This window comes from Massilia sp. P1_C10 (genome assembly GCF_056406475.1).
This window is the reverse complement of sequence record NZ_JBFUAC010000009.1, coordinates 153,362-166,502: the sequence shown is the minus strand read 5'-3', so window position 1 is coordinate 166,502 and position 13,141 is coordinate 153,362. Positions and strand designations below refer to the sequence as shown.

Sequence of the window (13,141 nt, the reverse complement as noted above, 5' to 3'; positions counted from 1 at the left end):
TATGGTCAGACCTTGATCATCGGCCGAAGTTCCGCCCAAACCAACGCGGCGTCCATTTTATTCATGCAGTCGTGATGACCGAGCGGACATTCGCGCTGTTTGCACGGCGAGCACGCGAGGCGCAGCGAAATCGATTTCGCCATGTCGGAAAACGGCGGCGCGTGATCGGGATCGGTCGGTCCGTACAGCGCCACTACCGGCCGATTCAGCGCCGATGCGATGTGCAGCAGCCCCGAATCGTTCGCCACCACCGCGTCGGCGCGCGCGATCAGCGCAATCGCCTCGCCCAGTTTGGTGGCGCCGGCCACGTTGAACATGCCTTCCTTGCCGCTGCCCGCAATCACCTCGTCGCAGGCTTCCCGGTCCTTGGGCGAGCCTAGCAGCGCGATTTGCGCGGTCGGGTCGTGCGCGAAGATCTCTTTTGCCAGCTGGGCGAAGTGCGCCGCCGGCCAGCGCTTGGCAGCGCCGAATTCGGCGCCGGGTGCAAAAATGACCAGCGGACGATCCAGCGCGATGCCGGTCCTGGCGCACACCGCCGCGATCTCTTCGCTGCTTGCCTGCATGCGCGGGCGCGGCGCCGGCGTCAGCGGCGATGACGGGTCCTGCGCCAGTGCGGCGTAAAACGGCACCATAGGCCGCTGCGGCGTATCGTCGTGATGCATCACGTTGAGCAGCCCGTAGCGCATCTCGCCCTTGTAGCCGACGCGTTCGGGAATCCCGGCCAGCCAGGGGATCAGCGCGTATTTCAGGGTATTGGGCAGCACGTAGGCGTCCGCGTAGCCGCGCCGGCGCAGCTCGCGCGCGTAGCGCCACCGTTCCTTCAACTGCAGCGCGCCGTGGCGGAACGGGGTTTCGAGCACGGTGTCGACTTCGGCCATCGCGCGCCATACCGGCGACACCGACGGCGGCGCCAGCACGTCGATCGGGCGTTCGGGATGCTTCTGCTTCAGGCGCTGCAGCAGCGGCTGCGCCATCACGGCGTCGCCGATCCAGTTCGGCGAAATCACCAACGTGCGCCGAATCACGCCGCGACCTCCGAGAACTGCAGCCTGTACAAGTTGCTGTACATGCCGCCGGCGGCCAGCAGTTCGTCGTGGCGGCCCGATTCGATAATGCGGCCCTGCTCCATCACGACAATGCGGTCGGCGCGCTCCACCGTCGACAGGCGGTGCGCGATCACCAGCGTGGTGCGGCCCTGCATCAGCGTGTCGAGGGCAGCCTGCACGGCGCGTTCGGATTCGTTGTCGAGCGCGGATGTCGCCTCGTCCAGGATCAGGATCGGCGCGTCCTTGTAGATGGCGCGCGCGATCGCCACGCGCTGGCGCTGGCCGCCGGACAGGCGCATGCCGTTCTCGCCGATCAGCGTGTCGACGCCGTCCGGCAGCGCGGCCACGACCTCGCTCAGGTGCGCCGCCTTGATGGCCGCGGCCAGGCGCGCGGGATCGACCTGCTCGGCGCCGTAGGCGATGTTGGCGCCCAGCGTGTCGTCGAACAGCACCACGTTCTGGCTGACCATTGCCAGCTGCGCGCGAAGGCTGGTCAGCGCGATGTCCTCGTACGGCACGCCGTCGAGCACGATGCGGCCCGACTCCGGCGAATAGAAGCGCGTGACGAGATTGACGAAGGTCGACTTTCCGCCCCCCGATATGCCGACCAGCGCGACCGTCTGCCCGGGCAGTATCTCGAGCGACACGTTCGACAGCGCCATCGGGACGCTCTCCGGATAGCGGAATGACACGTTCTCGAACTTCAGGTGGCCTTTGGCCCGGCCCAGCACCTGGGTGCCGGTGTCGTGTTCGGCCGGGGCGTCGATCATCGCGAATACGGTTTCGGCGGCGGTCATCCCGCGCTGCATCGGGCCGTTGACTTCGACCAGCGCCTTGAGCGGCTGCAGCAGCATCAGCATCATGGTGATGAAGTTGGTGAATTCGCCGACGCTCATCTCCGAGCGGATCGCCAGCACGATCACCACCGACACCGCCAGCGCGGTGGCGATCTGGGTGATCGGCACGGTGGCGGCGTGGGCCACGGTCATGCGCTGCGAGAAGCCGCGCAGGGCGTCGCTGCGCTGTTCGAAGCGCTTGCGCTCGTAGCGTTCGCCGGAAAACACGCGAATCACCTGGTGGCCGCGCGCGGCCTCCTCGACCACCTGGGTCATTTCGATGGTCACGCGCTGATTGTCGCGATTGAGCTTGCGCAGGCGCCCGGTTGTGGTGCGCACAATGACGGCGGTGGCCGGCACGACGACCAGCGCCACCAGCGTCAGTTTCCAGTTGAGGAACAGCAGCGCGATCAGCAGGCCGGCGACCACCATCGTGTCGCGCACGAAGGCGAGGAACACGGAGTTGATCATGTCGACTACCTGCCGCACGTCGCCGATGACGGTGTTGATGATTTTGCCGGTCGATTCGTGCTGGAAGCGCGCGACGGGCAAGCGCAGCACGCGCTCGAACACCATGCCGCGGATGTCGTTAAGGACGCGGCTCATGACCCAGTTGTTCAAATAGGCGGTGGAAAAGGTGAACAGGCCGCGCAGGATGAAGATCGACAGCAGCACCAGCGGCACCAGCCACAGGCTGAACGACATCTTGTTGGCGCCGAAGCCCTTGTCGAGCAGGAGTTCGAGCGCCTTGCCCAGCATCGGCTGGGTCGCGGCGGTGCCGGCCATGGCCAGCAGCGACAGCAGGGCGCGGGTGCGGTAAGGCCAGACCACCGCCATCAGGCGTCGGGCAATGCTACTATTTTCCATCGATTTGTCTTTCGTGTTCGGGCGGCGCTCCGGATACCGCGCCAGCCCGGCATTTTCGCACGAAACCGCATGCCGGCGGACGCCCTTGGGGCGCGGCACCGTGCGGTAGAATATCGGACAATATTCACCGGGGCGTCCGCCGCTTGCACATGACATTCGCCACACCAGCTCCGCTGACGCGGGTCGAGCACATTGTCCGCTACCTGATCCTGCTCGCGCTGTTTGCGGTTTCCTTCTCCACCGCGCTGACCAACCTGTTCGTCGGCTTCGGCTATATCGCCTTCATCGCCGCCCTGTGCACCAGCCCCGCCCTGCGGCGCGTGCTGCGCTCGCCACCGGCGCTGCTCGCGCTCGCGCTGCTGGCGCTGTTCATCGTCGGCGCCAGCTGGTCGATCGCGCCGCACGCGGACCTGGTCACCGCGCTGAGAAAGTATTCGCGGCTGCTGATCCTGCCGATGGCGATTGCGATGAGCTGGCGCGACCCGCAACTCGCGCCGCGCTCCGTGTTCTGGTTCCTCGGCGGCGCCGCAGTGCTGGCCCTGTCCTGCTACCTGGTCAAATTCGGCGTGATGCCGGAGTCGAGCCTGGGCTGGTGGAAAGTGAGCACGGATGCGCGCGACGCCTACGTGTTCAGGAACCACATCGCGATCGGCATCCTGCTGGGGTTCGCGGCTTGCCTCAGTTTGATGGTCGCCAGCTACGGCGCAACCTGGCGCGCGCGCGCGCTGTGGATCGCCGGGGCGGTGCTGTTCGCGGTGCCGACCATCTTCCTCGGCCAGGGCCGGACCGGCTACGTCGCGCTGTTCATCGGGATGCTGGCGCTGTTCCTGATCCGCATTCGAATGACGCCATTGCGCACGATCGCGGGGGTGGCCGCGATCGGCGCGCTGTTCCTGGGCTTCTACCTGGCGTCGCCCAACGTCAAATCGCGAACCGACGACATGGTCAACGAAATCCGGAACGAGCGCGTGCAATCGCCCAATGGCCTGCGCGTGAGCTTCCTGCGCGTCGGGCTGGAACTGGTTGCGGCCCACCCGTTGCTGGGGATCGGCACCGGAGGCTTCGCCGAGGCGTATGCGCCGACCGCGCAGCGCAACTGGCCGGCCGGCCACGACATGGCGGTGGCGCGGCATCAGCCGCACAGCGAATTCCTGCTCGTCGCCATTCAGCTTGGGATCGTCGGATCGCTGGTCTATTTCGCCATGCTCGGCACACTCGGCGGCGCCGCGCTCGGCGCGCGCAGCCTGGAAAGCGACAGCCTGGCGCTGCTGTGGGTGATCTACGTCGTCACTTCGGCGTTCAACAGCCTGCTGTGGGATACCACCGAGGCGCACTGGTTCCTGCTGATGTCGGGATGTTTGTATGTCGGCGCGCTTCGGCGCCGCGAAGGGATGCATTGATGGACGCGCTGATCACACTGATCGTCACTACCTACAACCGGCCCGACGCGCTCGCGGCGGTGATCGAGGGTTGCTTCACGCAGAGCGACAAGAACTTCGAGATCATCGTCGCCGATGACGGCTCGACCGATGTCACGCGCGACTGCGTGGAGCGGCTTGCGGCACGCTCGCCGGTGCAGCTGCGGCATGTGTGGCAGGAGGACATCGGCTTCCGCCTGGCCGGCGCGCGCAACCGCGGGATCGAAGCGGCGCGGGGCGAGTACATCGTGGTCCTCGATGGCGATTGCGTGCCGCAGCAGGACTTTATCGCGCAGCACCGCAAGCTGGCGCGGCGCGGGTTCATGGTGACCGGCAGCCGGATTTTGCTCGACGAGGCGTACACCAGGCAGGTGCTGGAACGGCATATCGCGCTGCAGTCGCTGCGGTTTGCGGACATGATCCGGCTGCGCGCGGCGGGGCATTTGAACAAGGCACTGCAGTTGATGGTGAAGCTGCCGGATGCAGGGCGCGAAAAGCATCGCTTCAGCTATCGCCGCATCAAGGGCTGCAATATGGCCATGTGGAAGTCGGACCTGGTGCTGGTGAACGGGTTCGACGAGAGTTTCAAGGGCTGGGGGCACGAGGACGCCGACATGGTGCTGCGGCTGTTTAATGCGGGCGTGATGCGCAAGGACGGAGCGTTCGCCACCGAGGTGTTCCACCTGTGGCACCGGGAGGCGCAGCGGGACCAGGCGACAAGCAACAAGAAGATCGTACTGGAGCGGGAGATTGACCGGACGACGCAGGCGGCCAAGGGCTTGCGCGAGCACTTGTAAGCGGGGTCAGGTCCGGCGGACATGCCCCCCATCTTTCAGGTGGCGCGTCAGTATTCGACCGCTACTTCCTTGGCGCCCAGGACGCGCTCCAATGCGAGCTGCAGGGCGTCGGACGGGGCGACGCGCCAGTCGTCGCTCAGTTGCATCAGGCACGGGATACCTTGCGGCTCCACGCGCATCGCCACCGGCAGGCCGTCGGGATTGCGGTGCGGCTGCAGCACTTCGGCCACCTTGGCCGGACTGACGTTGCACTCCATCGTCATCGACAGGCGGTTGCCGTACTGGATGCGCGACAAGGCGATGTCGAACACCTTCTCCGCGGTGATCCGCAGCCCGCCGTTGAAACGGTCTTCCGACACCTTCCCCACCACCAGCAGGAAGTCGTCTTCCTTGAAGATGTTCTTGTTCGCTTCGAACAGTTCGCTGTAGACCGTCACCTCGACCACCGCCGTCTTGTCGTCCAAAGAGACGATCAGGATGCGCCCGCGCTGCGTCATCTGGCTGCGCACGCCGGTGATCACGCCGCACAGCATGCGCGCCTCGCGCGACGGGTCGAGGTCCTTCAGCTTGGTGCGCGCGAAACGCCGCACTTCGGCCGCGTAGGTGTCGAACATGTGGCCGGACAGGTAGAAACCGAGCGCGATTTTTTCCTCGGACAGCTTCTGCTTGTCGGTCCACGGCGTGGCCTTGACGTACTCGGGCGGCGCCACCAAGTCGCTGTCGTCGCCGCCGAACAGGCTGACCTGGTTGGCGGACGCCGACGCCTGGTCGGCGCACTCCACCGCGAACGCGACGGACGCCAGCAGGATCGCGCGGTCGACGCCGAAGCAGTCCATCGCGCCGGCGCGGATCAGCGACTCGATCGTGCGGCGGTTGATCTGCTTGCGGTCGACCCGCTTGCAAAAGTCGAACAGGTCGGTGAACTTGCCGCCGCTGGCGCGCGCGGCGACGATCGCCTCGATCGCCGCCTGGCCCGAGCCCTTGACGGCGCCCAGTCCGTAGCGGATGTTGGTGACGCGCTTGCCGGTGACGGACGGCGCCTCGCCTTCCGGCATGAAGCGGTAGTCGGAGTGATTGATATCGGGCGGCAGCAAGGTCAGGTTGCAGACGTCGATCGCGTCTTCGACCAGGATCTTGATCTTGTCGGTGTCGTCCATCGCCAGCGACAAGTTGGCCGCCATGAAGGCCGCGGTGTGGTGCGCCTTCAGGTAGGCCGTGTGGTACGACAGCAGCGCGTACGCGGCGGCGTGCGACTTGTTGAAGCCGTAGCCCGCGAACTTCTCCATCAGGTCGAAGATCTCGTCGGCCTTTTCGGCAGACAGTCCGTCCTTGGCGGCGCCGGCGCGGAAGATTTCCCGGTGCTCCGCCATCTCCTCGGCCTTCTTTTTACCCATCGCGCGGCGCAGCATGTCAGCGCCACCCAGCGAGTAGCCGCCGACGATCTGCGCCATCTGCATCACCTGCTCCTGGTAGACCATGATGCCGTAGGTCTCGGCCAGAATGACTTCGGTGCGCGGATCGGGATAGTCGAACTTCTCGCCGTGCTTGCGCTTGCAGAAGTCCGGGATCAGGTCCATCGGGCCCGGACGGTACAGCGCCACCAGTGCGATGATGTCCTCGAAGCGGTCGGGGCGCGCGTCTTTCAGCATGCCCTGCATGCCGCGCGACTCGAGCTGGAAGATCGCGACCGTCTTGGCCTTGGTCAGCAGGTCGTAGGAAGCACGGTCGTTGAGCGGCAGCTTGGCCAGGTCGAAGTCGGCGTTGGCCGGATCGAGCTGCTTGATGTAGCGTACCGCGCGGTCGAGGATGGTGAGCGTGGTCAGGCCCAAAAAGTCGAACTTGACCAGGCCGACGGCTTCGACGTCGTCCTTGTCGTACTGCGACACTACGCCCGAGTCGCCGCCCTGCGTGTACAGCGGGCAGAAGTCGGTCAGCTTGCCCGGCGCGATCAGGACGCCGCCGGCGTGCATGCCGATGTTGCGGGCGATGCCTTCGACCTGCTGCGCCAGGTCGAGCAGCTGCTTGACCTCGTCCTCGTTCTCAAGGCGCTCTGCCAGCTGCGGCTCTTCGGCGATGGCGTCGGCGATGGTGACCGGCTTGCCCGGCTTGAACGGGATCAGCTTGGAGATGCCGTCGCAGAAGTTGTAGCCGAAATCGAGCACGCGGCCGACGTCGCGGATCGCGCCCTTCGCCGCCATGGTACCGAAGGTGGCGATCTGCGAGACTGCCTCCTTGCCGTACAGGTCTTTCACGTGCTGGATAACGCGGTCGCGCCCTTCCTGGCAGAAGTCGATGTCGAAATCGGGCATCGAGACGCGTTCAGGATTGAGGAAGCGCTCGAACAGCAGGTTGTACTGGAGCGGATCGAGGTCGGTAATCAGCAGCGAGTATGCGACCAGCGAGCCCGCGCCCGAACCCCGGCCCGGTCCGACGGGCACGCCGTTTTCCTTGGCCCACTTGATGAACTCCGCCACGATCAGGAAGTAACCGGGGAATTTCATGTTGCAGATGGTGTCGGTCTCGAACTTCAGGCGGGACTCGTAGCGCTCGCGCTCGGCCTCGCGCTTGACCGGGTCCGGATACAGCTGGATCAGGCGCTGTTCGAGCCCGGCCTTCGATTCGGACACCAGGAACTCGTCGATCGTCATGCCCGGCGGCGTCGGGAAGTTCGGCAGCTGCGGCTTGCCCAGCGTGAGGACGACGTTGCAGCGCTTGGCGATTTCGACCGAGTTGGCCAGCGCGGCCGGCATGTCGGCGAACAGCTCGGCCATCTCGGCCTGGCTTTTGAAGCGCATCTCCTCGTTGAAGCGCTTGACGCGCTTGGCGTTGGCGAGCATCTCGCCCTCGGCGATACAAGTGCGCGCTTCGTGGGCGATGAATTCGTCGGACGACAGGAACTGGATCGGGTGGGTGGCGACGACCGGCAGGCCGAGTTTGGCCGCCAGCGCGACCGAATGGCGCACCTGCGGCTCCTGGTTCGGCTGGCCGGCGCGCTGCACCTCTATATAGAAGTGGCCGGGGAATATCCCGGCCCAGCGCCGGGCGCAGCGCTCGGCCAGCTCCAGGTTGCCGTTTTCGATGGCCATGCCGACGTCGCCGAAGTGGGCGCCCGACAGCACGATCAGGCCGTTGGCCTGGCTCTGCTCCGGATGCAGCGTCGACTGGCTGGTGGCCAGCGCTTCGAGCCATTCGGGGCGGATTTCGGCGCGGCCCTTGTTCTGGTTGGTCAGCCAGGCGCGCGACAGCAGGTCGCACAGCTGCAGGTAGCCGGTGTGGTTCTTCGCCAGCAGCAGCAGGCGCGATGGGCGGTCGCGGTTGTCGTCGTTGCTGATCCAGGCGTCGACGCCGATCACCGGCTTGATGCCCTTGCCGCGCGCCGACTTGTAGAACTTGACCATGCCGAACAGGTTGGCCAGGTCGGTGATGGCCAGCGCCGGCTGCTTGTCCTTGGCGGCGACGCCGATGATGTCGTCGATGCGCACCAGGCCGTCGACGATCGAGTATTCGGAGTGCACGCGCAAGTGGACAAACGCCGGAGCCGCCGGTTTTGCCGGGGCAGCCACCGATTCAGTACCAAGTTCCATGACATCCATACTCATTTGCGATTCACCCTGCTGTGCGAAGAGGCGCTATTTTACCGCGCCCGGCCCGCCCCGCCCCTGCGATCGGCCCGACCGTGGCATTTGCCCAACTGTAATAAGTTGTAAGTATCGTCAACGTGTCGTTTGACAATCTCGTTATAGGCTCAGCAGCACCGATTTATTCACAACTACTCAAGGGACACACCATGAAAAACGTACTCGCCGCTCTGACCGTCGCTCTGTTCGCATCCGCCGCTTTCGCCCAGGCGCCAGCCGTCAAGGCCGAAGTGAAGCCGGCCGCCGTAGTCAAGGCTGACGCCAAAGCAGCAGCAGCCGAAGTCAAGGCCGACGCGAAAGTCGCCAAGACCGAAGTCAAAGCCGACGCCAAAGTCGCCAAGACCGAAGCCAAAACCGACGCAAAAATCGCCGCCGCTGAAGTGAAGGCCGATGCCGCTGAAGTCAAGGCCGATGCCAAAGTCGCCAAGGCCAAGGCAAAGCACAAGGCTGTCAAGGCAAAGGCCAAGGCAAAAGCTGAAGTTGCAGCCGCTACGCCAGCAACCCCAGCGACGCCAGCTACCCCAGCCGCCAAGTAATCGGTCGCCGCGTAATCGAAAAGACAGGGTTCGCCCTGTCTTTTTTTCGTTTCGGACGCGGGAGCAGCCCCCGGGACGCCGCTGACGGCCGCAACCGGGCGGTTTATAATAGCGGCTTCGCCCGAAATCTTCTGTTAGCAATCATGCAAGCCACCACCGACCTCGCCGCGGCGCAGGCCAGCGCCGCAGCCATGGCGCACGTCAATATCGCCGCCTACAAATTCATCACCTTCGACAACACCGAGGAGATGCGACCGCTGTACCAGGACATTTGCAAAGAACTCGGCCTGAAGGGCACGATCCTGCTGACGCCGGAAGGCATCAACATGTTCCTGTCCGGCCCGCGCGGGCAGATCGACCAGTTCCTGGCGTGGGTGCGCAGCGACGCGCGCTTCGCCGACCTGGAAGTGAAGGAAAGCTACTCGGAGGAGCAGTCGCACAAGCGCATGCTGGTGAAAATCAAGAAAGAGATCATCACCATGCGCATGCCGCTGATCAAGCCGGAGCTGGGACGCGCGCCGGCGGTGGCGCCTACAACGCTCAAGCGCTGGCTCGACCAGGGCCACGACGACAACGGCAAGCCGGTCGTCATGGTCGACACGCGCAATGCGTTCGAGGTGGACGTCGGTACCTTCAACAACACGATCGACTACCGCATCGAAAAATTCACCGAGTTCCCGGAAGTGATCGCGGCGAACAAGGACGCGCTGGCCGACAAGACCGTGGTGACGTTCTGCACCGGCGGCATCCGCTGCGAGAAGGCGGCGATCCACATGCAGAACATCGGCTACGACAGCGTGTACCAGCTCGAAGGCGGCATCCTGAAGTATTTCGAGGACGTCGGCGGCGAGCATTACACGGGCGACTGCTTCGTATTCGACTACCGCACCGCGCTCAATCCGAAGCTCGAGCCGACCGTAACGGTGCAGTGCTTCGCCTGCCGCGCCGTGGTGACGCCGCGCCAGCAGCTGTCGCCGAACTACGTGTACGGCGAGTCGTGCCCGCACTGCAAGCCGGAAGCCGAATCGGCATAAATCCCCCGCCGGCATGATCCAGCTTAATAGCTGGATCCGAGAATCCCCCTAACCTTGTGCACTGGAAACGCGGCGCCGCCGCGCTTTCGCGCCAACACGGGGGATTCGTCATGCCAGCACCTGGTGCCGCCGCGGCAGTCAAAGCGCTGTTCGGCAGTTTCACGCAAGAGTCCCGACTTCTCCAACTGACCACGCCGGCCGGCCCGAACCAGCTGCTGGCCGAATCCGTGCGCGCGGTCGAAGGCCTGAGCGAGGGATTCGCGCTGCACATCACCGCGCTGTCGACCGACGCGCGCATTCCGCTCAAGTCGCTGATCGGCCAGCCGGTGCTGCTGGAGCTGCTGACCGCGCGCAGCGGCGTGCGGCGGCCGTTTCACGGCCACGTCACGCGCATCGAGATCAGCGGCGCCAACGGCGGCTTCGCGCGCTACCGGTTGACCGTCGAACCGTGGACATCCTTCCTCGCGCACACGCGCGACAGCCGCATTTTCCAGGATGCGAGCGTGGTCGACATCATCGACACCGTGTTCGCGCGCTACCAGTGCCAGGGGAAGCTGACGCCGGCGTGGCGCTTCGAGCTGCGCGAGCGCGCGGCCTACCTGAGACGCAGCCACACCACGCAGTACCAGGAAAGCGATCTCGCCTTCGTGCAGCGGCTGATGGCCGAGGAAGGCCTGTTCTATTTTTTCCGCCACACGCGCGAACGCCACGAACTGGTCATCGCCGACCACAATGGCGCCTTCGCGCCGAACGCGCAGGACGTCATCCGCTTCACCCAGCCGGGCGCGGTGATGAAGGAAGACAGCATGGACCGCTGGCGCAGCGCGACGTCCATCGGCGCAACCGCGCTTGAACTGGCAAGCTGGGATTACCGCACGATCGGCATGCGGCCGGTGAGCGCAACCGCGCTCGATGCGGGCGCCATTGCGCTGGCCAGCCGCGACGTGCCTGGCGTGTATGCGTATTCAAGCCAGGAGCATGGCAAGCGGATTGTCACGCGCCAGATGGAAGCGCTCGAAGCGAGCCGCGCGACCTGCTCGGGAGAGGGCACCGTTCGCACGCTGACGCCAGGGACCACCTTCACCCTGGCCGACCACGCCCTGCTCGACGCGGGCGACGCCGACGGCCGACGCTTCCTGGCGGTGCGCGTAACTCACACCATGCACAACAATCTGCGCGCCGAGATGGGCGCTGCAGCCCGTGCGGCGCTCGGACGCAGTCCGCTCGACACCGCCGACAACGATGACGCTGAGCGGCCGCTGTATCGCAATGAGGTCGAGGCGATCCGCAGCAGCGTCGAATATCGCAGCGGAGCGCGCTATCCGCGGCCGTCGGCCGGCGGCCAGCAAAGCGCCATCGTGGTCGGGCCGGCGGGCGCAATGGTCCACACAGACCGCGATCATCGCATCAAGGTGCAGTTTCACTGGCAGCGCGGCGACAGGAGCCACAGCCGACTGGAGCACCCTGCCCCGACCGGTCACGCCGGCGCGCCGGCCGACGACCGTGCCGGCAGCTGGGTACGCGTGGCGTCGCCGCTCGCAGCCATCGCCGGCGCCAACTGGGGCGGCAACGCGGTGCCGCGGGTCGGCCAGGAGGTGCTGGTCGACTTCCTGGAGGGCGATATCGATCGGCCGGTGGTGGTTGGCGCGCTGTACAACGGGCAGGGAAAGCGCGATGAACAGCACAATCAGTTCAGCTATGGCGCGGGCGCCGCGACCGGCAACGCGCCGGCGTGGTTCCCCGGCGAGTCCGGCGCGCACGCGCATCCGGCGGCGCTGTCGGGCATCAAAAGCCAGGCCATGAGCACCAGCCAGGGCGGCGCCGGCGCTTATGGCCAGCTGGTGTTCGACGACAGCCCGGGCCAGGCGCGCATCGCGCTGCAGCAGCACGCAAGCGCGCATCGGGGAACGGCCGAACTGAATCTGGGCTTCTTGCGGCACCAGAGCGACAACCAGCGTTTGCAGACGGTGGGCTTCGGCGCGGAGCTCAAGACCGACGGCGCCGCCGCGCTGCGCGCCGGCCAGGGCATGCTGCTGTCCGCGGATGCTCGCAATGGCGCGAGCGGCAGCCAGCTCGATTCGCGCGACGCGCTGATGCAGGTCGAGCAGAGCCACCAGCTGCAATTGCGCCTGGCGACGACGGCGCAGGCGCACAACGCCAAATTCGAAGGCGATGCCGAGCCGGAGAAGCTGGCCGCCATCGCGCAGCTGGATCACGCGGCGCAGCTACTCAAGGCGGTCGGCGAGCGCGAAGTCGCAGAGTACAGCGAGCCGTGCTTGCAACTATCGGCGCCGGCCGGAATCGCGGCGGCGACGCCGTGCGACGTGATCGTCAGCGCGGGCGCCACTTGCAGCATCACGGCCGAGCAGGACATCAACTTCGCCAGCCAGCGCGGGACCTTTTACGCGGTGAAGGCCGGCATCAGCCTGTTCACGTACGGGAAGGCCAGCAACAAGGACAAGCCGAACCAGGAAACCGGCATCAAGCTGCATGCGGCCAGCGGCAAAGTCAGCAGCCAGAGCCAGTCAGGCGAGACGCGGCTGACGGCGGACAAGATGGTGACCGTGGCCAGCATCGCGCAATCGGTGACGGTCGGCGCGAAGGAGCATGTCCTGATGACCGCGCAAGGCGCGTACCTGAAGATCGAGGGCGGCAACATCATGCTGCACTGTCCGGGGAAGGTGGAGTTCAAGGCGGTCAAGAAGGAATTGGCGGGGCCGAAAGACGGTAGCGTTGGCGCCGTCGCTATGCAGAACCCAGCCGAAATCTTCAATCAGGCCTTTATCGTACGAAGCGAAGAATCTGGTGAGCCCATGGCGCATGTCCCTTATCGAATCGAAAGCGACTCAGGGCAAGTCCTCACCGGGATCACGGATGCGGAAGGCCGGACGCAACGCCTGTTCACTCGAAACAAGGAAGAGCTAAAGCTGTTCCTTACAGATGAAGCTTAATTGAATGTGTCAGCTTAG

The 13,141-nt window shown here is 65.4% G+C and carries 8 protein-coding genes; 5 read left to right on the top strand and 3 right to left on the bottom strand.

Annotation, left to right across the window (positions count from 1 at the left end; all coding sequences use genetic code 11):
- Positions 1 to 5: 5 nt before the first annotated feature.
- Together waaF and msbA are read right to left on the bottom strand one after the other, a co-directional pair.
- The gene (waaF, locus tag AC1D02_RS18830; protein WP_477319762.1) at positions 6 to 1,022 is read right to left on the bottom strand and encodes a lipopolysaccharide heptosyltransferase II; all 1,017 of its coding nucleotides are present in this window, start codon (positions 1,020 to 1,022) and stop codon (positions 6 to 8) included.
- The gene (msbA, locus tag AC1D02_RS18825; protein ID WP_477319662.1) at positions 1,022 to 2,749 is read right to left on the bottom strand and encodes a lipid A export permease/ATP-binding protein MsbA; all 1,728 of its coding nucleotides are present in this window, start codon (positions 2,747 to 2,749) and stop codon (positions 1,022 to 1,024) included. Before msbA ends, waaF begins: the two co-directional genes overlap by 1 nt.
- Positions 2,750 to 2,898: 149 nt before the next feature.
- Here msbA and AC1D02_RS18820 point away from each other — a divergent pair, with 149 nt between their 5' ends.
- Positions 2,899 to 4,149 carry an O-antigen ligase family protein gene (locus AC1D02_RS18820; protein WP_477319660.1) on the top strand — a complete coding sequence of 417 codons (1,251 nt, stop codon included), beginning with the start codon at positions 2,899 to 2,901 and terminating at the stop codon, positions 4,147 to 4,149.
- The gene (locus AC1D02_RS18815; protein WP_477319658.1) at positions 4,149 to 4,964 is read left to right on the top strand and encodes a glycosyltransferase family 2 protein; all 816 of its coding nucleotides are present in this window, start codon (positions 4,149 to 4,151) and stop codon (positions 4,962 to 4,964) included. The genes AC1D02_RS18820 and AC1D02_RS18815 overlap by 1 nt, the downstream gene beginning before the upstream one ends.
- Positions 4,965 to 5,011: 47 nt before the next feature.
- Here AC1D02_RS18815 and dnaE read toward each other — a convergent pair whose 3' ends face one another.
- Entirely contained in the window at positions 5,012 to 8,548 is a 3,537-nt protein-coding gene (gene dnaE, locus AC1D02_RS18810) for a DNA polymerase III subunit alpha (RefSeq protein WP_477319656.1), read from the bottom strand.
- Between the two features lie 134 nt (positions 8,549 to 8,682).
- On the opposite strand from dnaE, the gene AC1D02_RS18805 reads away from it, so the two are divergent.
- The 3 genes from AC1D02_RS18805 (at position 8,683) to AC1D02_RS18795 (ending at position 13,123) form a co-directional block, all read left to right on the top strand.
- Positions 8,683 to 9,138 carry a hypothetical protein gene (locus AC1D02_RS18805; protein ID WP_477319654.1) on the top strand — a complete coding sequence of 152 codons (456 nt, stop codon included), beginning with the start codon at positions 8,683 to 8,685 and terminating at the stop codon, positions 9,136 to 9,138.
- Positions 9,139 to 9,281: 143 nt separating this feature from the next.
- Positions 9,282 to 10,172 (top strand): sulfurtransferase, encoded by an 891-nt coding sequence (locus tag AC1D02_RS18800; protein WP_477319652.1) that lies wholly within the window; start codon positions 9,282 to 9,284, stop codon positions 10,170 to 10,172.
- Positions 10,173 to 10,282: 110 nt separating this feature from the next.
- The gene (locus AC1D02_RS18795) at positions 10,283 to 13,123 is read left to right on the top strand and encodes a type VI secretion system Vgr family protein (RefSeq protein ID WP_477319650.1); all 2,841 of its coding nucleotides are present in this window, start codon (positions 10,283 to 10,285) and stop codon (positions 13,121 to 13,123) included.
- Positions 13,124 to 13,141: the final 18 nt, after the last annotated feature.

Excerpts from the sequence above, each read along its gene's own strand:
- msbA (WP_477319662.1), bottom strand. The coding sequence starts at position 2,749 with ATGGAAAATAGTAGCATTGCCCGACGCCTGATGGCGGTGGTCTGGCCT.
- AC1D02_RS18820 (WP_477319660.1), top strand. The coding sequence starts at position 2,899 with ATGACATTCGCCACACCAGCTCCGCTGACGCGGGTCGAGCACATTGTC.
- AC1D02_RS18815 (WP_477319658.1), top strand. The coding sequence starts at position 4,149 with ATGGACGCGCTGATCACACTGATCGTCACTACCTACAACCGGCCCGAC.
- dnaE (WP_477319656.1), bottom strand. The coding sequence starts at position 8,548 with ATGGAACTTGGTACTGAATCGGTGGCTGCCCCGGCAAAACCGGCGGCT.
- AC1D02_RS18800 (WP_477319652.1), top strand. The coding sequence starts at position 9,282 with ATGCAAGCCACCACCGACCTCGCCGCGGCGCAGGCCAGCGCCGCAGCC.
- AC1D02_RS18795 (WP_477319650.1), top strand. The coding sequence starts at position 10,283 with ATGCCAGCACCTGGTGCCGCCGCGGCAGTCAAAGCGCTGTTCGGCAGT.